The following is a 25718-nucleotide window of genomic DNA, read 5'->3' as shown; positions in this document are numbered from 1 at the left end:
ATACAGTAGCTTATAACAAAACTACTATTGAAAACCAAGCCGTATATTTAAAGTGCGATTTTTATAATAAATAGGTTAGTGATCTATTTCTAACAAATCTAAATCTTTAAAGTCAGAGTTACTGTCTATTAGTTTTTGCTCTAACTTATCAAGGTCTTTCATCTTATTGCAAAATGCAGTAGCTTTCATTTCAATAGCGTCAGATTTTGCTTCTATTTCTTGTTCTACTTTATCGCCAATATCGTCAAATTCTGTATCTACATCATCGCCGGATGCGATAGCTTTACCGATACTTGATAACACACCACCTACAATGTTAGGCACCATATCTTCTAGAATTTCTTCAACTAAATCGTCAATTCCTTCATCATCTATATCAACATTAAAGTCACCATCACGAATAAAGTAACTACCATTGGTATCTTTGTACTTGTTCTTTATTTTTTGTTGTAGCTGCTGAAACTTTTCTTCATTTTCTTGCATATCAATCGTTTCGCCAAATGCAGCATTTAAACCTTCAAATGCAAGTCCAACCGCTTCTATAGCAATCTCAGTTACCTCTGGAAGCGCACTACGAATGGACGTTGAATACTCTAGGATCATTTTTTGTTGTTTGTCATTGAGCTGCATTTGTTCACCTTTAATGAACAAAATATTGTCTTTATAAATATCGACCAGGGTTTCATTATCTTCGAGAATACGGATATGTTCTGGAGTAACTGATAAGTCGTTATTTAGCGATAGGTTACATTGATTTTCATGATCATCATGGGCAAATGCATTAGAAACATTCATTAAAAGTAGGGCAGAAACGAATAACGATAATGCTGTTTTATTTTTTGACGTGTTCATTCAATATTCTCCAACAGAAATTGTATTAAATTATTAAATTTAATGGCGTTATACCATTTATTATTTAACTAGTTTGTTATTTAGTTAACAAATACAGTGCCAACTATATTTACCTTTAAATACAATAATTTAAATTTAAATTGTTATTTTTGATGAAATTAAAAGACTTCTATTTAGTTAAATTAACCAATATTTAGTTTTTAAATTGATTGTTTGAGTCAATAAAAGATCAAAGTAAAAGTCCTATAAAAACAATAATTAAGCTTTAATAAATTGATATAGCAATTAAATCAATAATTTATCTATTTAAACTTGGAAAAACCTTAAATGTAAATGATATACTCGCGCCAATTAAATTGTTTAAAAGGTTTTATAAATGGCGGATGCAGAGAATCGTCCATCTAATTTTATTAGAAATATCATAGACGCCGATTTAGCGGCAGGAAAATACCCTACAACTCATACTCGTTTTCCTCCTGAGCCTAATGGTTATCTTCATATAGGGCATGCAAAATCAATCGTATTGAATTTTGGTATTGCTAGAGATTACAAAGGTTTATGTAACCTTCGTTTTGATGATACCAATCCAGAAAAAGAAGACATTGATTATGTTAATGCCATTAAAAATGACGTTAGCTGGTTAGGTTTTGAGTGGAGTGGTGAAGTTTGTTATTCATCAAACTATTTTGACCAACTATTTGCTTATGCAGAAGAGCTGATCAACAAAGGTTTAGCTTATGTTGAGTTTTCAAATCAAGAAACCATGCGCGAAATGCGTGGTACGTTGACATCAGCAGGCACAAACAGTCCTTACAGAGAGACGTCGGCTGAAGAGAACTTACAATTATTCCATGACATGCGTGATGGTAAATACAAAGACGGTGAGTGTTGTTTACGCGCTAAAATTGATATGTCATCTAGCTTCATGTGTATGCGTGATCCTGTTATTTATCGTGTTCGTTTTGCTCACCATCACCAAACTGGTGACAAATGGTGTATTTACCCTATGTATGACTTCACGCATTGTATTTCTGATGCGATTGAAGGCATTACGCATTCTTTATGTACTCTAGAGTTCCAAGACAATCGTCGTTTATACGATTGGGTATTGGATAATATCTCTATTGAAACTCGCCCATATCAATATGAGTTTTCAAGATTAAATCTTGAATACACTATGATGAGTAAACGTAAGTTAAATGCTCTTGTAACTGAAAATCACGTACAAGGTTGGGATGATCCTAGAATGCCAACCATTGCAGGTTTAAGACGCAGAGGTTACACCCCAGGCGCTATTCAGGAGTTTTGTAAGCGCATTGGTGTTACTAAAATGGAAAACACCATTGAAATGGGCGTGTTAGAAGCCTGTATCCGCGAAGACTTAAACGAAAGTGCTCCACGTGCGATGGCCGTTGTTGACCCAATTAAATTGGTTATCGAGAACTTACCAGATGATCATATTGAATGGTTAGACGCGCCAAATCACCCAAGTGATGAAAGCATGGGAACGCGTAAGTTACCATTTAGCAAAGTCGTTTATATTGAGCGTGAAGACTTCCGTGAAGAAGCCAATAAAAAATACAAACGTTTAGTTATCGGTAAAGAAGTTCGTTTACGTAACGCTTATTTTATTAAAGCTGAACGTTGTGACAAAGATGAACAAGGTAATATCACTACGATTTACTGTACTTATGATGAAACCACGTTAGGTAAGTTACCGGCTGATGGCCGTAAAGCGAAAGGCGTTATTCATTGGGTTTCTGCATCACACGGTGTTGAAGCTGAGATCAGAAATTACGATCGCATGTTTACGGTTGCTAATCCGGCCGCAGTTGAAGATTTCACTACGGTATTAAACCCTGACTCTTTAGTTATTACACAAGGCTTTATTGAGCCAAGTTTACTAGAAGCTAAAGCACAACAAGGTTTCCAATTTGAACGTTTGGGTTATTTTTGCTTTGACGGCAATAAGAATGCAGACGGTAAATTGATATTTAATAAAACGGTAGGTCTTAGAGATACTTGGACTAATAACGAGTCTAAATAAGCATTCGTTAATATCCACTCTCAAGCAGTAAATGCTTAGATTTATTAGCTTAGATAATAAAAAACCTAAACAAATGTTTAGGTTTTTTTATGGCTAGATTTTATTGATATCGTTTTTGATAGCGGTTTACCTAAGTTAGCCAGATTAAACTAACTCAATAACGTTTACTGTTGTTTCATTAGCTTCTGTTTCAGCTGTTACATCGGCATCAACAAACTTAGTAATTTCTGGGGTATCAAAGGCCACATCGCCTTCTTCAACATCTTGGCTTAACGTTTTAAAGTCAAATAACTCTGTGTCGGCCAAATGGCTTGGAACCACATTTTTTATCGCACTAAACATACTTTCAATACGCCCAGGGAATTGCTGATCCCAATCGTTTAACATTTTTTTAATGTTTTGACGTTCTAGGTTTTCCTGCGAACCACATAAATTACATGGAATAATAGGGAAGCCTTTCATTTGTGAAAACTGTTCAATCTCTTTTTCTTTGGCGTAAGCAAGAGGGCGAATAATGACATGTTCATTATTATCGCTTTTTAACTTAGGCGGCATAGACTTAAGTTTTCCACCGTGAAACATGTTCAAAAATAGCGTTTCAATAATATCGTCTCTATGATGACCTAAGGCAATTTTAGTGGCACCTAACTCTTTAGCGGTACGATATAAAATACCTCGGCGTAACCTAGAACATAATGAACAGGTGGTTTTTCCTTCCGGAGTTTTCTCTTTAACAATAGAATAAGTGTCTTCGGTAACAATTTGGTATGTGACCCCGAGTTCTTCAAGGTATTTAGGTAAAATATGATCTGGAAAACCGGGTTGTTTCTGGTCCAAATTCACAGCAACTAATTCGAATTTAATTGGCGCAGCCTTTTGTAAGCTCATCAAAATATCTAACATGGTGTAACTGTCTTTACCACCAGATAAGCAAACCATCACACGATCGCCGTCTTCTATCATGTTGTAATCACCAATAGCTTGGCCAACTTGACGACGAATTCGTTTTTCTAGTTTATTAAAGTTATGTTTTTGTTTTGCTTCTAAAGATGTTGCCATGCTGCCTCTCAAATTATACCAATTTTATTAAATATTTAGTCATTCAGCGCCATGTCAGAGCTTTTAGTTCGAGGCGTTTGAATGCAGTAATACTGGACGTCTTTCAAATTCGAACAACAAAGAAATAGAAGCTCTGAATGGCGTCTTCGATGGGTCTAAAAAGCATTAATACTGCTTCACAAGATTTTGACGTAGAACAACTATGCCTTCGCTCTTGTTCATTGTCTTAATGCTTTTTAGTTCCCACTGAGTGATTAAATATTTAATAAAATTGGTATTACCCATCAATAGCAATGAGCCAATTGATATAAGCCGCGCATTATAATGTCGTTACAGACACAAAGAAACCGCTAATTTACATTGTCAGATTAATTTCAACGTAAACAAACAGCGGTTTCTAGTTATTTAAGAGTTTGACGGTTATGCTTTTATTGGACTAACAAAGCCAGGTGGCTTTAACGCTAACAAGTCACAATTTAAGTTATCTATAACGTGTTCAGCCGTATTGCCAATTAGCGCTGCACTAATTCCTGTGCGGCCAACGGTTCCAATAACCACAAGCTCTGCATCTAATAACAGTGAAACTTCTGGAATAACATCTTCTGGTAAACCTTCAATTACATGGGTCTTGTCTTCTTCAATATCAAAGTCTAACGCCAATTTAGCTAACGCTTCTTTATGATGACGTTTCATACTTTCATTATATTGCACAGTATCAAACTCTGGAATTTCTACTGCAATATTCATTGGCGTAGGCGGATACGCATTAATCAAATGAGTTTCAGACTGCAGTATACTGGACATAAAACATGCATAATTGATTATCTCGTAGTTAAGCAATTCATGGCTGTTATCATCCGTTACCGCGCTAACTGCTGCTAATACTTTACTGTCTTTAGGCCAAGCATGATCTTTAACGAGTAAAACTGGGCAAGGGCACTTTCTTAATAAATGCCAATCGGTAGGAGTAAAAATAACTGATTTTAACGTATCGTGTTTATGCGTACTTTTCATCACTAGATCAAACTGACCTTCAATGGCTGCAAGAATAATACTTTCATAAGGGCGATTATGCCAAACGACTTCCGTTGTGATTCGGCTGCAGTCTTTATCAGTTTCTTTGAGTAGTTGATTTAACCATTGCTTTTTATCGTCTAAGACTGCATTTCGCATTAAGTCTCGTTCTTCGCTAGATAACATAGTTGTCATCTCATACGAAAAATCAAAAATAGTTAAAAAGACGGTTATGTCACAAGGTTGTTTTTCTGATATTTCCAATGCACGGGATAGTGCTTTATGCTTTTGTTCAGTGGGATCGATTACGACTAATACTTTATTAAAGTGACTCATATCATTCACCTTCCATTAATTTATATGTATATGATAAGTGTAGTTAATGTAATAAGTTTTGTTGTAAATCATGTTTTGTTCAGTTAATAGCTAATTAATTTTCTAATCGTCTAAATTTTTCTACGTCGTTAATCTCTATTAATTTACCATCAACGTGGATAAAACCAGCTTTTTGGAATTTACTAAAAATACGGCTAACGGTTTCTACTGTTAAGCCTAGGTAATTACCGATTTCGCCTCGGGTCATGGTTAATCTAAATGAGCTTTTAGATAAACCTCGCTCAGAGAACCGATCAGACATACTTGCTAGAAAAGCCGCAATGCGTTGATCTGCCGTCTTTTTATTTAACAGCATAAACATATTTTGATCAGCCGATATTTCACTGCTCATTAAACGAGTAAACTGACTACGTAGCTTGGGCATTTTCTCAACAAGCTCATCCATAGTGGTATATGGAATTTCACACACCATAGACGTTTCTAATGCCTGGCAATAGGTTTGATGTTTTAGTTTTGCTAATCCATCAAAGCCAATAACGTCACCAGGTAAATGAAATCCAGTTACTTGCTCAACACCCTGGTCATCAACTAAGTAGGATTTAAAACTGCCTGAGCGTATTGCATATAAAGAGGTAAACGTTTGTCCAGCTTCTACCATGCAATCGTTTTTATGGAATGGTTTTTTACGTTCAATAACATCATCTAACTTACGCAACTCGGTTTCATCTAAAGAAAACGGAATACAGAGTTGATTTAAACTGCAGTTTGCACAATTTAAACTAAAACTTTTGTTAGTGCATTGAGTTGAAGACATAAGTGACTCGCTATAAAACTAGAAAAAAGATATTCGATTTACGGCAAAATAAAATTGCCATACAGCCATTAAAATTACACTACTACCTAAAACAAACCTAACATAACTATGATTCAAAATACTATTTAATTTAGCATTGATTAAGGTCATTCCAACTAAGGTTGGTAATGTCCCTAAACCAAAAACTAGCATAACTGAAAATCCTGTCAATGGTGTTGGGGATGTTAACGCTAGGCTTAATGCGGTATAAACTAAACCACAAGGTAAAAAGCCCCAAAATAAACCGTATAACAAGCATTTAAGCATGGAGTCTATTGGCAGAATTTTAGACTTAATTGGGTCAATAAATGGCTGAAACCACTTACCAATAAATTCAGTTTTAAGCACAAAGCTATTGATATTAGCGATATGTAAGCCAATGCCAAACATTAAAATAGAAGAGAATAGCGTAAGATATAACACGCCACCTTGAGTAATACTCACTACAGACTGAGCAAAAAAGTTAACGACAAAGCCAATCAAGCCATAACCAAACACTCGACCGATACTGATCAAAATGGAGTAGAGTAAAAACGACTTTTCTTTTGGGACAGAAAACCCAAGAGCCATTGATAATGATCCGCACATAGCAATGCAATGACCGCTACCAAGAAAGCCCATTAAGAATGCCGGGATTAGATACTCAAACGGAAATGTCATTATTATTAGCTATTATCTTGCTTAGTTTCTTGTTTAGCTGGTAGTTCGTCGTCATCCATTAAAATAGACAAACCATGTTTTTCTAAATCATCAAATTGTTCTGTTTTAGTTGCCCAAAAAAAGGCGATAACACCGACAATTACAAACAAAATTGCCACTGGAATTAAGTAATAAATAACATTCATATAAATCTATTTAACCTTTAATAAGCGTAACGAATTCGTCACCACTAATATGGAACTTGCAGACATGCCAATAACAGCAATATAAGGTGCCACTAAGCCAAACATAGCGACTGGTAATATAACTAAGTTATAAATCAGCGACCAATATAAGTTCGATTTAATTGTTTTCCTGGTTTGTTTTGCAGCATTAACCAAAGAGGTAATCGCATTTAAATTACCTTTTAAAATAATAATATCGGCGGCGTATTTAGTGACATCTGCGCCATCGCCCATAGCGATACTAATATCAGCTGCTGCAAAAACAGGGGAGTCGTTAATACCATCCCCAACCATCAGCACTAGATTTTCTTTTGACTCTTGCTGAATATTGCTAACGTATAGCGCTTTTTGTTCTGGTGAAACTCCCGTTTTATAGGTATCAAAACCTAATCTTTTCGCTAAGCTTACGCCTTGCTCTGAAGAATCGCCTGTTAACATAGCTAAATGCAGTTTGTTACCTTTAAGCTGCTGTAAAACTTGAATTGATTCGGCTTTAAGTTGATCGGACACGTAAAACTCAGCCACAACAACTCCATTAAAACTAACAAAGACGTTTGCCTGTTGTTGCTTTGCAGAGTTTGAACTTTGCTCTGTTTGACAAAATTGAGCGCTGCCAATTTTTATTTCATTAGCTAAATATACACCTTGAATACCAGAGCCAACAACCGCAGTTATATCAGTTAAATCGGCTCGATTAAATAATGTTTTATTTAAATTTAAGTAATCGTTGATTTCATCGTCACTAAATAAGCTAACTTGAGAGAAAGCCTGAGCGATAGGGTGCTCAGAACGTTTTTGCAATTGAATGACCATGAGTTTTAACGTGGCTTTATCTAAATCTAATGAACTCAACTTATCTTCATCGTAATGTGATTGCTGAATTTCAAATCGCCCTTTGGTTAACGTACCCGTTTTATCAAAACAAACATGGGTTAAGTGATTTAATTTATCAAAAGCTTGTGGATCTTTAATTAAAATCCCTTGTTTATTTAATGCCGAGATAACACAAGTGTAAGCTGTTGGCGTAGCTAGGCTCAATGCACAAGGGCAGGTGGCTACTAATACTGACAAACTAACCCAAAGGGCATCCTCTGGTCGCACAAACATCCAAATCACATAGGTAAGCACTGCCAATATTAACTGACTAAACACAAACCAATGGGCGATTTTGTCAGCAAATTGAGTATAAACAGGTTTATGGCGCGAGAACTCTTCTTGTAAGTGACCAATTTTAGATAGGGTAGTTTGCTCACCTATGGCATTAACTTCAACGGTAATAACTCCGTCAGTATTGATACTGCCAGCTAATACACTATCGCCAACACATTTACTGATTGGTTCAAATTCACCATTTAATACTGACTCATTCACGCTGGTAATACCGTCAACAATAACACCGTCAATCGCAATATTTTGACCAGGCTTTACTAATACTAAGTCGCCCAGTTTGATATTCTTAACTAACTCAACAACCGGCTCGCCATTAACTAGCTTATTAACCGTGATTGGAATGTTTTTATTTAAGTTTGCGTTGGATAATATGGCTTTGCTTTTAGCTTTAAATTCTAGGTATTTACCAATCAACAGCAAAAAGGTGAACATGGAAATACTTTCAAAAAAGACTTCGCCTTTGTCACCGTCCAATCCATTAATTAACAACTGATAAAAGCTGGCAAAAAAAGCACCGTAAATGGCAAAGGCCACAGGCACATCCATATTAAGTCTTTTGGCTTTTAATGAATAATAACAGCCAAACAAAAATGGCAGGGCAGAATAAAATACAACGGGGATAGATAACAACAAGCTGAGCCATTTGAAATACCCAACTTGGTAAGACTCCATATTGGTAAATGCGCCAAAATACATAGCAAAAGCCAACATCATCACTTGCATGGTAAACAAACCAGCCACACCTAAACGTTTGATGTATTGTTTTTCTTGGCGTTTAATTTTGTTTTCTGTGTCTGTCACGTTAAATGGTGACGACGGATAACCAATAGCGCTTAATCTAGTTAAAATAGCTGATAAGGCTAGTTGAGAATTATCCCAGTAGATTTCTGCTCTTTGGTTGATGGTATTGACGTTAACTTTTTGCACGCCGGTTAATACAAGTAAAGATTGTTCAATTAACCAAGCACAGGCCGCACAGTGGATATTATCAACAGATAAAATAACTTTTCTTATATTCGTCGTATTTGGATCTTTGGAAGGAATTTCAGAAGATATTTGTTCAAGAAAGCCAATGTCATCAAATACTAAATAGCGTTCGTCGGTGATATCTTCTTCAGGTTTTGATGCCATATCAGAACGGAACTGATAATACGTGCCTAAACCATTGTTATATATATGTTCGGTAACCGACTTACAGCCTAAACAACATACCTCATAATGTGCTTCATCCTTATTAGGTTGATGTACATCAGCAATGATAGGTGTCTGATTTAAAGGTAAATCGTTACCACAATGGTAACAGGCTGCAGTCTTAGACATTTAGTTTAGAATGCCATCCATGTTGTATTAGGCAATGCTACGGTTTTTCTAACTTTCCATGAATTATCCATTGGCATAACAATTATTTTCCACTTTCCTGGCATGATTGTCTCTATTGATGAGGATAATGTACTTACAGCATTAGGTGTTAATACCAAATCAAAATCTTGTTCCGCTAACGTAGAGTGGATCATTTTTACTTTTAACGCGGTAAATTCCATTGGTGACTTTACTTCAATACGGTGCTCATTAACTTTAACTTCTAATGTAATGCCCAGTTTTAGCGCATTATCATATAAAGTTAACTCTTGGTTAATAGCTTTACCTTTCTTGTAATAGTCATCTACAACCATATCTGGTTGGTGTTTATTGGTTATGATAATGGTAGCAATACCACCAATAACAGCTGACATAGGTAAAGCGATGATCAGCCAAACCCAAGGATTTCGATACCAACTTTCAGATTTCATATATTCCACCTAATAATTATTACTCTAGATCAGTTGAATAATACAACTGATACCATCGACTCATAAAGAAAAAAACTTAATAAATTATTTTATTTATAAAACGACAATACATTTTGAATATTAAGTATTGATACTCACAACGGAAGCTGACTTATTTATAATGTATAAAAATACATAGGGAATAAAAAAAGTCTCCGAAGAGACTTTTTTCTAATGTTTACCTATTTTTTTGGATGGGATATTCGGTAAACGTAACTTGAGATCACGTGTACTTTATCTTCACCTAATACATCTTTCCAAGCGGGCATGACACCAGCACGACCATTACGGATGGATTCTTCAACCGCACGTTTCGAACCACCATATAACCAAATATTATCGGTTAAATTAGGCGCGCCGGTAGCTAAACCATTCGCTACGCCACCTTTACCATTTGCACCGTGACAAGCTGCACATAGGGCAAATTTAGCTTTACCTGCATCTGCCATTTTGTCGTTAACTTTACGCCCCGCTAATTTAAGTACGTACTGAGCTACTTCCTGAACACCTTGTTCACCACCTAAAGCTGGTCCCCAAGCTGCCATACCTGTCGCTACACGACCGTGCATCAGTGTTTCTTTAATTTTTTCAGGTGTACCACCGTACAACCAATCATTATCAGTTAAGTTAGGGAAACCAGTTGAACCACGAGCATCAGAGCCATGACATAAAGCACAGTTTTGTAAGAATAAACGTTGTCCAACTTTGTATGGTTCAACTTCAAGAACACCTTGAGGTTGTTTAGCTTCATCCACACAAGCTATTTCAGAATATTTACCATCATTTTTTTCAAAACATAAACCATCTGAATAAGCTAGATCAAGAATTGGTTTATCAGCCATACCTTTAAACAATGGACCGTAAACTTCGTCGGCATGTTTGACTTCTTGGTCAAACTGAACCAATAAGCCTTCATCTATTGCTTTAGCTGATAATGCTCTAGATTCTTCAATAGAAACTATACCTTGGTTAGAACTTTTCCAACCTAGTAAACCTTCCCAATTACCCATACCAGGCATTAAGATTAAGTAACCAATTGCCCATACTAATATGAAGTAGAACATATATGTCCACCACTTAGGCAACGGGTTATTAAGCTCTTCTATGCCATCAAACTCATGCCCCATAGATTCGCCTTCAGGGACACCAGCATAGTTCTTAAGATTAACTGTTATAATCCAGAAACAACCGATAAGAGAAATACTAGTTAATAGTATTACCCACCAATGCCAAAATTCAGTCATTACCATTTTTTTGCTCCTTCACATTAGGATCATCGTTTAAGTCATCATCATTTAAGATAGATTGGGCAATGTCGTCAAACTTACTTTTACGACTTTTACTGTATGCCCAGTAAACGATTACGAAAAACAAAACCATTAATATTAGCGTATGAACGCCTTGATACGTACCATAATCCATATTCATTACTTACTTAAGGTGAGTGCCAAGTTGTTGTAAATAAGCGATTAAAGCCTGCATTTCAGTTTTACCTGCAACAGCCTCTTGAGCGCCCGCTATTTCTTCAGCTGTATACAATGGAATATAGTTTCCAGCTTCATCTTTATGGGTTTTACCTTTAGTTAGCCAGTTAAATGTTTCTAGTTTCTTACCGATGATTTCACCGTCTAAAACTGCTTCATCTAACCATTTAAAAGATGGCATGTTTGATTGAGGAACAACCGAACGTGGATCTAATAAATGTGCGTAATGCCAGTCGTCACTATAACGTTGACCAACACGGGCTAAATCAGGCCCAGTTCGTTTTGAACCCCAAAGGAAAGGGTGATCCCAAACAGATTCACCGGCAACAGAATAATGACCGTAACGTTCAACTTCAGCACGGAATGGACGGATCATTTGGCTGTGACAGTTATTACAACCTTCACGTATATAAATGTCACGACCTTCCATTTCTAACGCTGTTAAGGCACGCATGCCTTTAACAGGTTCTGTTGTATCTTTTTGGAACATCAATGGTGTAATTTCTACTAGCGCACCAAAACTAATCGCAACAACCGTAAGGATGGCCATTAGGGTAACGCTTTTTTCAATCTTCTCGTGATGATTAGCCATATCTTTAGCTCTCCTTACGCTGCTGCAGTAACTTGTTTGCTTTCGCGAACAGTTTTAACGACGTTGTATACCATTACTAACATACCAGCAACAACGAATAGACCACCTAGGAAACGTACAAAGTAGAACGGGTAAGAAGCTTCTAAACTTTGAACAAAACTATACGTTAATGTCCCGTCTGAGTTAACCGCTCTCCACATAAGACCCTGCATAACACCAGAAATCCACATAGCAACAATGTAAAGAACAACACCAACTGTGTGTAACCAGAAATGCGTGTTAATTAGCTTAGTGCTTGCCATATCAGTTTTGCCATATAGACGAGGGATCAAGTGGTATAAAGCTCCGATAGAAACCATAGCAACCCAACCAAGTGCACCTGAATGTACGTGGCCAATTGTCCAGTCTGTATAATGAGACAAAGCGTTTACAGATTTGATTGCCATCATTGGGCCTTCAAACGTAGACATACCGTAGAAAGATAAAGAAACGATTAAGAAACGTAAGATAGGGTCAGTTCTTAGCTTATGCCAAGCACCCGATAACGTCATAATACCGTTTATCATTCCGCCCCAAGATGGGATGAATAAGATAAGTGACATAACCATACCTAAAGACTGAGTCCAGTCAGGTAAAGCTGTGTAATGTAAGTGATGTGGACCAGCCCAAATATACAAAGATATTAGAGCCCAGAAGTGAACAACCGACAAACGGTAAGAGTAAACTGGACGTTCTGCTTGTTTAGGAACAAAGTAATACATCATCCCCAAGAAACCAGCCGTCAGTAAGAAACCTACTGCATTATGTCCGTACCACCACTGAACCATGGCATCAACAGCGCCAGAGTATATTGAGTAAGACTTAAACAAGGTAACCGGAATAGCTGCACTGTTAACTAAGTGCAATACCGCAACGGTTATGATGAAACCGGCATAAAACCAGTTTGCCACATAAATATGACTTGTTTTACGAATAGCGACTGTGCCTAAAAAGACATATGCATAAGCTAACCAAACAATCGTAATTAAAATATCGATTGGCCACTCTAATTCAGCATATTCTTTAGAAGTCGTAAGACCCATAGGTAAAGTAATTACCGCAGCAATAATAACCGCCTGCCATCCCCAAAAGGTGAAAGCAGCGACTTTGTCACTGATGAGTTTAACTTTACAAGTACGTTGTACAACGTAATACGAGGTAGCGAATAGGGCACTTGTACCAAACGCAAAAATTACAGCATTTGTGTGAAGTGGGCGTAAACGCGAAAATGTTAGCCATGGAGTTTCAAAGTTTAACGCAGGCCATATCAATTGCGCAGCAATTAATACACCGACTGTCATACCTATTAAACCCCAGAAAACAGTCGTTAAAGCAAACTGCTTAACTACTTTATAGTTGTACTCTGGATGAGCGATGGTCGTTGTTGTCATATTTATGATTCCACTTACATGTGAAAATTATTGTAATAAAGATTAAAAGTTTAGACTCTTTTACGATTATTTGCGAAAAATAACCAAAATCAAACAGATAAGCTTATGGGCAGATGCATAATAAAGACTTTAAGCGTAAAATAATAGCGGCTATCCATAAAATATTGTCATAGATCAAGAGAGTTAATAACACATGGTTAAAAAACACACTACCTTCATTCAATTAATAACCAGTGGATTTGTTATCGGCTTACTTTTAGCTTGTAATCCTGAACAAGCGGACAACCAACCAACCTGTGACACTCAATGTATTACAATGCAAAACTTACAGGTAAAAGTAACATTAAACACTGACGTTATTTTAGTCGAGCAACAATACCAAATGACGATTACAGCAAAACAGCCAATAAATTCTATGTCTATTTCTGGTTCCAATATGAATATGGGAACTTTGCCATTATTTTTAACCTTAACGAGTAGTAATAACAATACCTACATTTACCAAAGTGCATTTATGTTAGGTTTGTGTTCACAGCCAAAAATGACCTGGATATTAAACGTTGAAATGGCCAACGACACTAAAACAACAGATACAGCAAGCTTAGCTAACACAATAACGGAGTTTGACTTTGTATCTTATTGGCAAAGGCCGAAAACAAATTAAAAAATTTTAAGTTAAAAACAAAAACATGATGTGACTTATAAAAGAGGTGTCTACTTTTGTGGAGTCATATCAACATTAATGAACTTATTTAGCAGAACGTAAGTATAAGGGATATATTTATATCAATGTAATATTTTATTTAACATAATATACATTATGCGCATATCTATATGTAATTAACTACGAACGTATATGCCCACCAAAGTTGAAAACTGCTATTTGCTCATCAGACTCAAATATCGATACGTATCTTATCTCTACACTAAGCTGGTTCAAAAACTCGCCTAATTTATCGTATATTATTTTAATTCGACCAGGACTTGTTTCTATAGTACTAAAGGAAAAAAGTCTCATATTTTCATCCTTTGCTATAAGGTTATCAACATGGCAATAACCAAAGCCACGGTTAACACTATCTAGTGTAACTATAGAGTCGAAAATACAACTCAAGCCTTTTGTGTCCTGACATACGCCGTTGTACTTATACTGAAACGATAAGATTTTGGCGATTCCTAATTCCTTATTCTTAAGTGTAATGTTTAATTCAGGTTTATTATGTTTCCAATCAAAATCAAGTGCTGGCAAAGTAGATATATGAATTTGCTTTTTAGTTTGTTCCGAGCGATGATTTGCAGCGATTAGAGCAACTAATGGGAAACTCAACGATGCTAGATATAAAGGTACTTTAAAAATAATAAATATATTATTCAGCCCCTCATAGCCTAATAGCAATGTTAAATCTGATGTAAGATTAATATATACGGCAACAATAACTCCCAACACTATTGGGCTCCATAATGCGAAACGAAACTTTTTTAATTGATATAAACTTTTGTTTTCCAAATTAACCTCAATCCTTTTTAAAATCCTAAGTTTACCCGTAACAACTCACACAAGTTCATTCATTGCTTATTCTATCTCTTCAATGTTGTATTTAGCTGTTAACGTCATTTTTTGGTTGTTAGTACATTGTGGAATTTGTCGTCCAGTTTGATTAAATACAAGTACTTTGTTAAATGTGCGGCTAAATAACAAATCTGGAGCTTTAAATCCTGAGTCTATTGTTATTAACTTCGCACTAAACCTTGAAAGTTAACACCAGTTTTTCTAGTTCGTAAAACTGCGCTTTTAAGTTAGTGCATTCGTTTAGCGCGTCAGATAAGTTTTGTTGGCCTTTGGTCGCTATGTCTCTTATATGATGAACGTCGTTATCTATTGATTGGGTTACGCTGTTTTGCTCTGTAGTGGCATTTGCTACGATGTGATTTACTTCATCGATATCATTTATTACTTTACTCACATTAACCATTTGATCACCGGATTGGGTGGCTTGTTCTACAGACGCACGAGTGTCAACTAAACTAGACTTCATTGCACTCACTGCAGATGCGGCACTTTGCTGTAATTGATCAACCGTATCTTCAATTTCACGTGTTGATTCTTGCGTCCTAAATGCCAATTGGCGAACTTCATCGGCAACAACTGCAAAACCACGGCCAGCTTCGCCAGCTCTTGCAGCTTCAATTGCTGCATTAAGTGCTAATAAATTAGTTTGATCACTTATAGCTTTAATAACTTCGAGTACTTGGCCAATACGAATGGTGTGTTGTTCAAGGCTTTCAATTTCCTCCTCAGCTTCTGTCATTTTTATAGCTAAGTTTTTAATAACCACAATGTTTTTATCTAGCGAGTTATGGCTGGAGTTAGCTTCATTATTAGCTTTAGAGGCGAGTTCAGATGCATTCGTTGCATTAGATGAAATATCGCGCGCACTATTAGAAAGGTTTTCTATAGCTGAGGTTAAGCCGTCAGTTAATTGGGTTTGGTCCGAGTACATTTCTTGTGTAGCTGTGGTGGACTCTACTAAATTTTTTACACTATGTTCTAATTCGATCGTACTTGTTCTAACTTGTTCAATAGAGCCATGTATTTTCTCTATAAACATATTAAAATGATGAGACAGCTCACCAAATTCATCTTTATTTTCAATAATTAAACGTTTAGTTAAGTCCCCTTCTCCTTGTGCTATGTCTTTGATTGCATCACTTAAACGTTGCATTGGTTGCATTAAGTATTTCAATAATTTTTGCAGCATGATGACAATAGCAATAACACCTAGCAGCATATAAATTGCGGCCATATTTCTAAAGCTAGATACAGAGGAATATGCAATTTCTTCTTCTATTACGACACCTAAGTACCAATCAACGTTTTTAATTCCGTTTATTTTTATAAAAGAGACTAGATGATCAGTATCATTGAGCTTGATTGACGTAAACTCAGGATTTAACGCCATGTCTTGCTTAAACAAGTTAGACATTGGAATGCTATTAAGTTTTTGATCTGGATGACTTAGTATCTGTTTATTACTATCAACTAAAAATGCATAACCAAACCCTAAGAAGTCGATACTGTTGACAATTTCAGCAATGGTACTCATGTCGATATCACCACCGGCAACACCTGAAAACTCAGCGTCTTCAAATATAGGTACAACAGCTGAAATAATGAGTCCGTTGTTGGTTGCGTCAACATAAGGGGTGGTAAATGTGGTGGTCTCTTGGTTTTTAGCTAATTGATACCAAGGTCGCTCTCGTGCGTCGTAACCTTCTGGTAATTGAATAGTTTGGTCATCTAATATGAAGGTGCCGTCTACTCGTCCTATATATACGTTTTTAAACGCCCCTGCTTCATCAGCAAGATCTAAACGTTCCAATACTTGAACCGTGGTTAAGTCGTTGTTATAGACATTGGCAACACCTGAAACAATAGCAAGTTTGCTGTTAAGCCAGTTTGAGATATTTTGCGATACAGATTCGGAGATTTCATGCAGTACTTGAGATAACTGACCTTTAGTCTGATTTTGCATTACGACAAAATTATTTATAGTAAATAAACCCAATACAAACACCAAAACTAAAGACGCAGCAAGCGTAACTTTGGTGGTGAACTTTAACGATTTGAGCATAATTCTCTCATTATTTTGTTAAGTTTAATGTTGGCGATTTTTGGGCTAATTATCTAGTTAGCTTTTATCGGTGTTTTTATAAGCACTTAAACAACATAAAGTTTTATCGGCCCAAATCAAAATACTTTTATTATTATTTTCATTGTTAAACAAGAACATAAGCTTTAGGTACACTGACTATAAATAGTATAGAGGGAAACAATACTCGGCTACAAACCTATATTATTTGTTTGTTTTTCAGTCAAAGGTTGAGTATGGCTGGTTTGCTTAATCTTTAAATAATCTTTATTGAGTGTTTTATCGAGACGTTTTGGAGTGTGCTTTTCGTTAATATTCTTAACAATAGGAATAACTTAAGCTTTCTTTACATCCTAAGAACCCTAAGGCAATATAAATAGCTTATATAAAGGACAAGCGAGTTGTACCTGAGTTCTGGATACACCCATTTGGCCCTCTCACTAAAAACATTCCATTGTTAGTAATGGTTTATTATTTATACACAAAAGAGTAAAGCTCTTACACAATAACGCAGATGCGTATTCAAGCGTATCTGCGTTATTGTGTATACAATCTTTAATGACAGCTAAACTAGCTATTAAGTGAGCTGTATATTTGTTTCATGGTATTAATCGGATCAGCTGATTTGGTGATGGCTCGGCCAATAACCAAATAATCAGAACCTGCATTAACTGCTTTTTCTGGTGTCATAATACGTTTTTGGTCGTCTACTGACGCGTCTGCAGTTCTAATACCTGGGGTGACAAGTTTAAATTCTACGCCATAGTTAGTTTTTAGCATTTGAGCTTCTTGCGCTGAACATACAACGCCGTCCATTCCTGCTTTATGTGCTAAACCAGCTAAAAAGTTTACTTGCTGCTCTGGTGATTTGGTGATGCCTAAATCTAACAAGTCATCTTCTGACATTGACGTTAATACCGTTACCGCAATTAACAAAGGAGCTTTGTCGCCATAAGGTTTTAATATGTCACGTGCGGCTTGCATCATTTTACTGCCACCTGATGCATGCACATTCACCATCCAAACGCCTAGTTCTGCTGCGGCTTTAACGGCTTTTGCGACTGTATTTGGTATGTCGTGGAATTTCAAATCTAAAAATACATCAAAACCCTTGTTTTGTACTTCTGTCACAAACTCAGGGCCAAAATGAGTAAACATTTCTTTGCCTATTTTTAGGCGGCAAAGGCTAGGATCTAATCTATCAATTAAGGCTAATGCTTCTGACTTATTTTCAAAGTCTAATGCTACAACAATATTTTTCTTATCCACGTTTTCTTATCTCACTAACTATGTGTTAAATACCATCTAATCCGGTTAACGGTTTCATTGTTTGCCAGCTGTTACAAGCTGGGCACCGCCATGTAAAATGGTTTGATGAAAATCCACAACTCTTACATTCATAATTCGGTTTTAATTCTATATATCGATTGAGCAACTTGAGCAGTTGGTCAAAGTGAGAATTAGACATGAACTCGCGTTCTAGTTCAATTAACTTTGCAAAGCCACGTACACTTGGTACTTGCTGCAAGTGCTCTATTATATATTCTCTGCCTGACTCTAAGCCATTTTCTTTTACTATATAATCGGCCATTTGGTTATGGGCGGTTACGCTAGTGATGTTTTTGTCTTTAATTAACCAATACAACCATGCCGTTTGTTCAAATTCGTCAACAAAACATTCAGGCGCTATATTAAACAAAGCAGGAGCAAAGCTCGGCTCGTTGTCTAAAATGGTAATAATGAATTCACGCGATTTTTGTTTTTGGTTACTATCCACATACAATTTGGCTAATGACACTAAACTTCGAGTGCAACCAGAGTTTACCTTAAGCGCCCTTTTGTATAATTGCTTTTGAGTTTTAATGTTTTCAGTCTTGTCAGCTATCTCACAATAAAAGTGACTAACCAATTGACGGTTTTCTACGCTTACCTGATCACTTGGTACATTTAAATATACTTTTAAACCTTCATCCCACTCTCTAGTTTGCTCGTAAATATGTAAAGCTAGCGTTAACGCGTTATCAGCTTGATCACTTAAGAACATAGGCTCTAAGGCGTAAAGGGCCCTTTCTAACATACCTGCGGATAAAAAATCTTGGGCTAATTCTAGCTGAATGGTTTGTTTTTGTTGCAGTGGTAATTCTAAATGTTCGGTTTTTAATAAACCTTCATGGATGGATATAGCTTTGTCTATTTCGCCTTTTTTACGAAATAACTGCGCCATGGTCAAATAGTTATTAATACTGGAAGGTGTGTCATCAAGGTATTTGATCAGTTGATCAAAGGCTTGTTCTTCTTTGTTGTTCAATAAAAGGCTAACACTGGATGTTAGCGCACGATTCATTGAAGCTTGCTGTTGCTTTAACTCTTTTTTGGTACTGTGCTTTCCCATTACCCAACCATACGCGACGGATACAGGTAACAATAAAAATAGCAACTCAAGCATTAGGTTTTAATTTCTTCAATAGGAACATTATTAACGCAGAAAGTAAGCCAAAAATAAACGCACTGTAAATAACAACGGCTAAGCTTATTTCTAGTTTTACAAATAATAAATTAACTGACACCAGTTGGCCGTTCTCACTGCCTAAAGCTAATGCAATTATAATAAGAATAATTAAAAAAATGTACGATAAAACTTTCAATAGCAAATACTCCTTTTATCCAAGAGTATTAGGCTATTGTAACTAGCAATTAGAGTCAATCTAGGATTGAGGAAAATCCACTCTTTCTCGCAATTCTTTACCCGGTTTAAAATGAGGAACATACTTCGCCTCTAAATTAACAGACTCACCTGTTTTTGGATTACGGCCAACTCGTGGAGCGCGGTAATGCAATGAAAAGCTACCAAAGCCACGTATTTCAATGCGTTCACCAGTAGATAAAGTTTCAGCCATATTATCAATTATACTTTTAACGGCTATTTCTACATCTTTAATTGGTAGATTTGGGTATTTTTCTGCTAATGCTTCTATTAATTCAGACTTTGTCATTTTTTCACCTAAGTAAAATAGTAATTGTCCGTTCATAACGAACCAAGTGTTTATTTATTGCTAATACTAATTGTATTAATGAATCAGTGTAGCACCAAAATATATTTATGCACTTCAATAAGTTACATTTTATTTATTAAAGACTATAAAAATGATTTTGTAAATTTTTTGTATAAAAAAAGGGAGCTATTAAGCTCCCTTCTCACAAACTAATTAGATATTAGTCTTTTTGTGCATTTTTGAATGCTGCAGCCATTGCGTTTTCAAACTCAGGAGTTTGACTTTGCAAGCTATCAAGTGCAGTTTTCTCGTCAGCAGCGTGAATAGCTTTAATAGATAAGCTAATTACACGATTCTTACGGTCAACACCAACAAACTTAGCTTCAACTTCTTGACCAGCTTTTAATACTGTAGAAGCGTCTTCAACACGGTCAACTGAAAGTTCAGATACACGGATGTAACCTTCAACTTCAGTACCTAGAACAACTGTAGCGCCTTTAGCATCAACGTCTTTAACTTGACCTTTAACTAAAGAACCTTTCTTGTTCGCTTCTAGGTATTCACTGAACGGGTCAGAATCCATTTGTTTAACACCTAGAGAGATACGTTCACGCTCTGGGTCAACTTGTAAAACAACAGCTTCGATTTCGTCGCCTTTCTTGAATTCACGTACTGCGTCTTCACCAGAAACATTCCAAGAAATGTCAGATAAGTGAACAAGACCGTCAATACCGCCGTCAAGACCAATAAAGATACCGAAGTCAGTGATAGATTTGATGCTACCAGAAACACGATCGCCTTTATTATGAGTCTTAGCAAATACTTCCCAAGGGTTGTCTTTACATTGTTTAAGACCAAGAGAAATACGACGACGTTCTTCGTCTATTTCAAGAACCATAACTTCAACTTCGTCACCTAAGTTAACAACTTTTGAAGGATGGATGTTCTTGTTTGTCCAGTCCATTTCTGAAACGTGAACAAGACCTTCGATACCGTCTTCGATTTCAACGAAACAACCGTAGTCTGTAAGATTAGTAACACGACCTTTAAGACGTGAACTTTCTGGGTAACGACCAGCAATGTCGCCCCAAGGATCTGAACCTAATTGCTTAAGACCTAGAGAAACACGGTTTTTCTCTTTATCAAATTTAAGTACTTTAACGTCTATTTCGTCACCAACTGCTACGATTTCACTTGGGTGCTTAACACGTTTCCAAGCCATATCAGTGATGTGTAATAAACCGTCTAAGCCACCAAGGTCAACAAACGCGCCGTAGTCAGTAAGGTTCTTAACGATACCTTTAACTTCTGAACCTTCTTCAAGGTTAGCAAGAAGCTCTTCACGTTCAGCAGAGTTTTCTGTTTCGATAACTGCGCGACGAGAAACAACAACGTTATTACGTTTTTGATCAAGCTTGATAACTTTAAATTCTAATTCTTTGCCTTCTAGGTGTGATGTGTCACGAATTGGACGAACATCTACTAGAGAACCTGGTAAGAAAGCTCTGATACCTTCAACTTCAACAGTGAAACCACCTTTAACTTTACCAGAGATAACACCTTTAACAATTTCTTGTTCTTCACAAGCTTTTTCAAGGCGTACCCAAGACTCATAACGTTTCGCTTTTTCGCGAGATAAAATAGTTTCACCGAAACCATCTTCAATTGATTCTAACGCTACGTCTACTACATCGCCTACAGCAACTTCAAGCTCACCAGCGTGGTTTTTAAATTGAGCTGCAGGAATTGCAGATTCAGATTTAAGACCAGCGTCTACTAATACTAAGTCACGGTCAATAGATACGATAGTACCTTTAACAATTGAACCAGGGCGTGTTTCTATCGTTTGAAGGCTTTCTTCAAACAGTTCAGCAAAATTTTCTGTCATTTTTTATCTTCATTTATGGCCAAAGAGGCGTTCCTGCGACTAAGGGTTGATTTTTAACTTGTTACTTCCGTGCTAACAAGGCTGTTAATTATGTTAAAAACCTTTTTAATAAAAAGGTCGCCAACTACTATTTACAAAATTTAGTTTCAACAACTGAAATTAGCTGTTGGAACACCTCTTGTGCTGAAATATGAGTCGAATCAATCTCGATAGCATCCTCTGCAGGCACCATAGGCGCTACTGTTCGGTTGGTATCTCGGTCGTCTCGAGCTTGTATTTCGTTCAAAAGGTCGCCGATTTTAACATCGTGACCCTTTTCTTTCAACTCCAAATAGCGTCTATTCGCTCTTTCTTCGGCACTTGCCGTAAGAAAAACCTTAACTTCTGCATCTGGAAAAACAACCGTTCCCATATCTCTGCCATCGGCAATAAGACCAGGTAGCTGTCTAAAAGCACGTTGACGGCGTAATAATGCTTCACGAACACGCGGTAAAGCTGCGATTTGTGAGGCTATGCCACCAACTTCTTCATTTCTAATTGACAAGGTAACTTCTTCGCCTTCTAAGATAATCTTAGAGCTTGTTTCGGTTGACAAAAATTGAACGTCCAAGTGTGCAGCAAGAGGGATTAAGCTCTCTTCATCTGCTGGTTCAATTTGATGATGGATGGATGCCAATGCTAAAACTCGGTAAATTGCGCCACTGTCTAATATTTCCCAACCCAATTTCTGAGCCAGTAAACGACAAACTGTGCCTTTACCTGCTCCGCTCGGGCCATCGATAGTGATAACCGGAATTGTTTGCTCCATAAATACTCCATAAGGTGAATTTGCGGGCGGGATTATACTTGAAATACAATAAAATGAAATTGATTTAAGAGGAATTTATTTCTCTTGCAAAAGTCTCGCTTGAGACTTTTGCATAAATATTAAGAAATACAGATTAATTATTTAACTAATGAGTTAAATCGAGTGAAGTAATCTGGGAAGGTTTTACTGGTAACTTTAGGGTCGTTGATAGTGACAGTTTCTTTATCAAAGGCTAATAACGAGAAACACATTGCAATACGGTGATCATCATACGTATCTATCGCCGCGTGATTTATATTATTTGGAGTGACAATAATATAATCGTGCCCTTCTTCTACAGTGGCTCCAACTTTTTTAAGCTCAGTTGCCATTGCATGTAGACGATCAGTTTCTTTAACGCGCCAATTATAAATATTTCTAATTGCGGTTGTCCCTTTGGCAAACAATGCTGTTGTGGCAATTGTCATAGCTGCATCAGGAATATGATTCATATCCATATCAACAGCTGTTAATTGGCCGTTTGAACTTACCGAAATATGATCATCAAAATAAGTAATAGTCGCGCCCATTTTTGCTAACACATCAGCAAATTGAATATCGCCCTGCACACTATTTTTACCAACGCCATATACATTTACCGGACCGCCACTTATTGCTCCAGCCGCTAAAAAGTAAGACGCTGAAGATGCATCACCCTCCACCATAAAATCGCCCGGTGAAACATAAGTTTGTTCGCCGTCAATAACAAACGACTGATAATTGTTATTAGTAATATTTACGCCAAACTGCTTAATAATGTCTAAGGTTAAATCTATATATGGTTTAGAAACTAATTCCCCAACCATATTTATGGTGATCGGTCTTCTTAATAAAGGAGCCGCCATTAATAGTGCAGATAAAAACTGACTAGATACGCTACCGTCAATATTAACTTCTGAACACTCTACTTGTTTAAATGGTAACAATTTAAGCGGTGGATAATCCTTCTCACCTAAATATTCGATATTGGCACCTAATGGCAATAACGCATCAATTAAATGCCCTATTGGTCTTTCAAACATACGAGCTTCGCCAGTTAATTCGGCATTAACACCAGAAAAAGCAAGCACTGCTGCTAATGGGCGCATTGCTGTTCCAGCATTACCTAAAAATAGCGGACTTTGTGGTGTATTAAATTTTCCACCAGTGCCATTTACTACACATACGGTTTTGTCGTCATTAAGTTCAGTTTTAATACCCAAAGACGTTAACGCCGTTAACATGTGACGAATATCATCACTGTCTAATAAATTACTTATGGTTGTCTTTGAGCCACATAATGCCGCAAGCAATAACGCTCTATTAGAAAGACTTTTCGAGCCAGGTACCGTCACATCGCCACTGAATTTAGTTATGTGCTCAAGTGTTAATGTTTCTGTTTTATTTGTATCAACCATTTGTACGTTCAAACTCCTGCATAAATTCAACTAATGCTTTTACACCTTCAAATGGTAAAGCGTTATAAATACTTGCGCGCATTCCGCCAACAATACGATGGCCTTTAAGTGCTAATAATCCATTATCTTCAGCTTGAGCTAAGAATGCTTTATCTAGCTCGTCATTAGCTAAGAAAAATGGAATATTCATACGTGAACGATTGCTAGCGGCAATATGGTTTGAGTAAAAGTCAGATTTATCTATCGCGCTATATAAGTATTCTGCTTTTTGGATATTGATTTTTTCTTGCGCTTCTACACCACCACGTTCAATTAACCAATCAAACACTAACTTTGCTAAGTAGATTGCATAAGTCGGTGGAGTGTTAAACATACTGCCGTTTTCTGCAGTTAACTTGTAGTTAAGGATTGATGGTATTGAGTCACTGCTACGAGATAGCAATTCGTTTTTAACTATTACAATACTTACACCAGATGGACCTATATTTTTTTGTGCACCAGCGTATATTAAACCGTAATCGTTAACGTTTATTTGGTGAGATAAAATAGTTGAGGACATATCCGCAACCACTGGTACGTCAAACTTAGGTGCATCAAAAATTTCAATACCGTCAACGGTTTCATTTGGACAATAATGTAAAAAACCGTTATCTGGGTTAACTTGCCATTTATCGAAACCTTGAACGAATTTTTTACCTTGTTCATTGGTACTAACATAATTTTCTGCCGTGATATCACCAAATTTTTTGGCTTCTTCAACCGCAGATTTAGACCAAGAACCAGTAACCGCATAATGCGCTTTTTTATTTTCAGTTAGCAAGTTCAGAGGAACTGCTGAAAATTGCCCTCTACCACCACCATGCATAAATAAAATACTGTAATCGTCACTTATGTTTAATAACTTTTTAATGCCTGCGATAGCTTGGTCATACACTTCAATGTAAGACTTACTTCTGTGGCTTAATTCCATCACCGAACAGCCCGTGTTATTCCAATCTCTAAATTCAGATTGAGCTTTGATCATTACTTCATCAGGAAGTTTGGCAGGGCCAGCGCAAAAGTTATATACAGTCATCTTGTTCTCATTTTGGATGCAGTTTGTGATGGAATATTTGAAATATTGGTAACACAGTACAAATTGGATGTTGACTCTAACGCGTTATAAAATTTCACTCAATTGATATTTTTGCAACTTTGTCATTAATTTTGGTAAAGGTTAAATTTTGTTATCAATTTGTTTATTTTTCAATCTTTTATGGTTTGTTTTACAATTAACATTCAGGCACAAAAAAAGGCTCATAGTGAGTAATGCCAGTCAGTTAAGCCGACTGGCATTTTTATTTCCGTTTTTGGGATACTTAGACGGTTTTGGCTTTACCCATCTAGGATAACG

Annotated in this window: 25 protein-coding genes; 3 read left to right on the top strand and 22 right to left on the bottom strand. The window is 36.5% G+C overall.

Annotated elements, in window-relative coordinates:
• Positions 1-75: 75 nt before the first annotated feature.
• The gene (locus tag Q0940_RS00115; protein WP_299262436.1) at positions 76-852 is read right to left on the bottom strand and encodes a DUF2884 family protein; all 777 of its coding nucleotides are present in this window, start codon (positions 850-852) and stop codon (positions 76-78) included.
• Between the two features lie 376 nt (positions 853-1228).
• Here Q0940_RS00115 and glnS point away from each other — a divergent pair, with 376 nt between their 5' ends.
• Positions 1229-2899 (top strand): glutamine--tRNA ligase, encoded by a 1671-nt coding sequence (gene glnS / locus Q0940_RS00110; RefSeq protein WP_299262433.1) that lies wholly within the window; start codon positions 1229-1231, stop codon positions 2897-2899.
• 144 nt (positions 2900-3043) lie between these two features.
• Here glnS and ttcA read toward each other — a convergent pair whose 3' ends face one another.
• The 11 genes from ttcA to ccoN all read right to left on the bottom strand — a co-directional run bounded on the left by ttcA (position 3044) and on the right by ccoN (position 13550).
• Positions 3044-3958, bottom strand: a complete 915-nt coding sequence (gene ttcA / locus Q0940_RS00105; protein ID WP_299262430.1) for a tRNA 2-thiocytidine(32) synthetase TtcA — start codon at positions 3956-3958, stop codon at positions 3044-3046.
• A gap of 420 nt (positions 3959-4378) precedes the next feature.
• The gene (gene uspE / locus Q0940_RS00100; protein ID WP_299262427.1) at positions 4379-5308 is read right to left on the bottom strand and encodes a universal stress protein UspE; all 930 of its coding nucleotides are present in this window, start codon (positions 5306-5308) and stop codon (positions 4379-4381) included.
• Positions 5309-5402: 94 nt separating this feature from the next.
• Entirely contained in the window at positions 5403-6122 is a 720-nt protein-coding gene (gene fnr / locus Q0940_RS00095; RefSeq protein WP_299262425.1) for a fumarate/nitrate reduction transcriptional regulator Fnr, read from the bottom strand.
• Between the two features lie 18 nt (positions 6123-6140).
• Positions 6141-6821 (bottom strand): sulfite exporter TauE/SafE family protein, encoded by a 681-nt coding sequence (locus Q0940_RS00090; RefSeq protein WP_299262422.1) that lies wholly within the window; start codon positions 6819-6821, stop codon positions 6141-6143.
• A gap of 5 nt (positions 6822-6826) precedes the next feature.
• Complete coding sequence (ccoS, locus tag Q0940_RS00085) at positions 6827-7006, bottom strand: cbb3-type cytochrome oxidase assembly protein CcoS (protein ID WP_299262419.1); 180 nt, start codon at positions 7004-7006, stop codon at positions 6827-6829.
• Positions 7007-7012: 6 nt separating this feature from the next.
• The gene (locus Q0940_RS00080) at positions 7013-9535 is read right to left on the bottom strand and encodes a heavy metal translocating P-type ATPase (protein WP_299262416.1); all 2523 of its coding nucleotides are present in this window, start codon (positions 9533-9535) and stop codon (positions 7013-7015) included.
• 5 nt (positions 9536-9540) lie between these two features.
• Positions 9541-10005 carry a FixH family protein gene (locus Q0940_RS00075; protein ID WP_299262414.1) on the bottom strand — a complete coding sequence of 155 codons (465 nt, stop codon included), beginning with the start codon at positions 10003-10005 and terminating at the stop codon, positions 9541-9543.
• 221 nt (positions 10006-10226) lie between these two features.
• Positions 10227-11288: a cytochrome-c oxidase, cbb3-type subunit III gene (gene ccoP / locus Q0940_RS00070; protein WP_299262412.1), complete on the bottom strand. Its 1062-nt coding sequence runs from the start codon at positions 11286-11288 to the stop codon at positions 10227-10229.
• The gene (locus tag Q0940_RS00065; RefSeq protein WP_105052773.1) at positions 11281-11466 is read right to left on the bottom strand and encodes a cbb3-type cytochrome c oxidase subunit 3; all 186 of its coding nucleotides are present in this window, start codon (positions 11464-11466) and stop codon (positions 11281-11283) included. The genes ccoP and Q0940_RS00065 overlap by 8 nt, the downstream gene beginning before the upstream one ends.
• A gap of 9 nt (positions 11467-11475) precedes the next feature.
• Positions 11476-12120, bottom strand: a complete 645-nt coding sequence (gene ccoO / locus Q0940_RS00060) for a cytochrome-c oxidase, cbb3-type subunit II (RefSeq protein ID WP_105052772.1) — start codon at positions 12118-12120, stop codon at positions 11476-11478.
• A gap of 14 nt (positions 12121-12134) precedes the next feature.
• Positions 12135-13550: a cytochrome-c oxidase, cbb3-type subunit I gene (gene ccoN, locus Q0940_RS00055; RefSeq protein WP_299262398.1), complete on the bottom strand. Its 1416-nt coding sequence runs from the start codon at positions 13548-13550 to the stop codon at positions 12135-12137.
• A gap of 193 nt (positions 13551-13743) precedes the next feature.
• Between ccoN and Q0940_RS00050 the strand changes: the two genes are divergently transcribed.
• Positions 13744-14214, top strand: coding sequence for a hypothetical protein (locus Q0940_RS00050; RefSeq protein ID WP_299262395.1), 471 nt, complete (start codon positions 13744-13746; stop codon positions 14212-14214).
• 180 nt (positions 14215-14394) lie between these two features.
• Here the strand turns inward: Q0940_RS00050 and Q0940_RS00045 are convergent, their stop codons facing one another.
• Positions 14395-15057, bottom strand: a complete 663-nt coding sequence (locus Q0940_RS00045) for a hypothetical protein (protein ID WP_299262392.1) — start codon at positions 15055-15057, stop codon at positions 14395-14397.
• Between the two features lie 235 nt (positions 15058-15292).
• A complete protein-coding gene (locus Q0940_RS00040) occupies positions 15293-17182 on the bottom strand; it encodes a methyl-accepting chemotaxis protein (RefSeq protein ID WP_299262390.1) in 1890 nt (629 codons plus the stop codon).
• Positions 17183-17576: 394 nt separating this feature from the next.
• Here Q0940_RS00040 and Q0940_RS17085 point away from each other — a divergent pair, with 394 nt between their 5' ends.
• A complete protein-coding gene (locus Q0940_RS17085; protein ID WP_363323563.1) occupies positions 17577-17693 on the top strand; it encodes a DoxX-like family protein in 117 nt (38 codons plus the stop codon).
• A 77-nt stretch (positions 17694-17770) separates the two neighbouring features.
• Here the strand turns inward: Q0940_RS17085 and pyrF are convergent, their stop codons facing one another.
• The 8 genes from pyrF to serC all read right to left on the bottom strand — a co-directional run bounded on the left by pyrF (position 17771) and on the right by serC (position 25400).
• Positions 17771-18469: an orotidine-5'-phosphate decarboxylase gene (gene pyrF / locus Q0940_RS00035; RefSeq protein ID WP_299262387.1), complete on the bottom strand. Its 699-nt coding sequence runs from the start codon at positions 18467-18469 to the stop codon at positions 17771-17773.
• A gap of 25 nt (positions 18470-18494) precedes the next feature.
• Positions 18495-19646, bottom strand: coding sequence for a hypothetical protein (locus Q0940_RS00030; RefSeq protein ID WP_299262384.1), 1152 nt, complete (start codon positions 19644-19646; stop codon positions 18495-18497).
• Positions 19639-19845 carry a LapA family protein gene (locus Q0940_RS17080; protein ID WP_363323561.1) on the bottom strand — a complete coding sequence of 69 codons (207 nt, stop codon included), beginning with the start codon at positions 19843-19845 and terminating at the stop codon, positions 19639-19641. The genes Q0940_RS00030 and Q0940_RS17080 overlap by 8 nt, the downstream gene beginning before the upstream one ends.
• Positions 19846-19905: 60 nt before the next feature.
• Positions 19906-20193, bottom strand: coding sequence for an integration host factor subunit beta (locus Q0940_RS00025; RefSeq protein WP_299262381.1), 288 nt, complete (start codon positions 20191-20193; stop codon positions 19906-19908).
• A gap of 220 nt (positions 20194-20413) precedes the next feature.
• A complete protein-coding gene (gene rpsA / locus Q0940_RS00020; RefSeq protein ID WP_299262378.1) occupies positions 20414-22081 on the bottom strand; it encodes a 30S ribosomal protein S1 in 1668 nt (555 codons plus the stop codon).
• A gap of 127 nt (positions 22082-22208) precedes the next feature.
• Positions 22209-22889 carry a (d)CMP kinase gene (cmk, locus tag Q0940_RS00015; RefSeq protein WP_299262375.1) on the bottom strand — a complete coding sequence of 227 codons (681 nt, stop codon included), beginning with the start codon at positions 22887-22889 and terminating at the stop codon, positions 22209-22211.
• 137 nt (positions 22890-23026) lie between these two features.
• Entirely contained in the window at positions 23027-24325 is a 1299-nt protein-coding gene (gene aroA, locus Q0940_RS00010; protein ID WP_299262372.1) for a 3-phosphoshikimate 1-carboxyvinyltransferase, read from the bottom strand.
• Positions 24318-25400, bottom strand: a complete 1083-nt coding sequence (gene serC, locus Q0940_RS00005) for a 3-phosphoserine/phosphohydroxythreonine transaminase (RefSeq protein ID WP_299262369.1) — start codon at positions 25398-25400, stop codon at positions 24318-24320. The genes aroA and serC overlap by 8 nt, the downstream gene beginning before the upstream one ends.
• Positions 25401-25718 lie beyond the last annotated feature (318 nt).

Origin of the sequence: uncultured Psychrosphaera sp. (assembly GCF_947500655.1) — a bacterium.
Lineage (GTDB): Bacteria > Pseudomonadota > Gammaproteobacteria > Enterobacterales > Alteromonadaceae > Psychrosphaera.
Note: the sequence above shows the minus strand (reverse complement) of the source record. Positions and strands in the feature narration are given on the sequence as shown.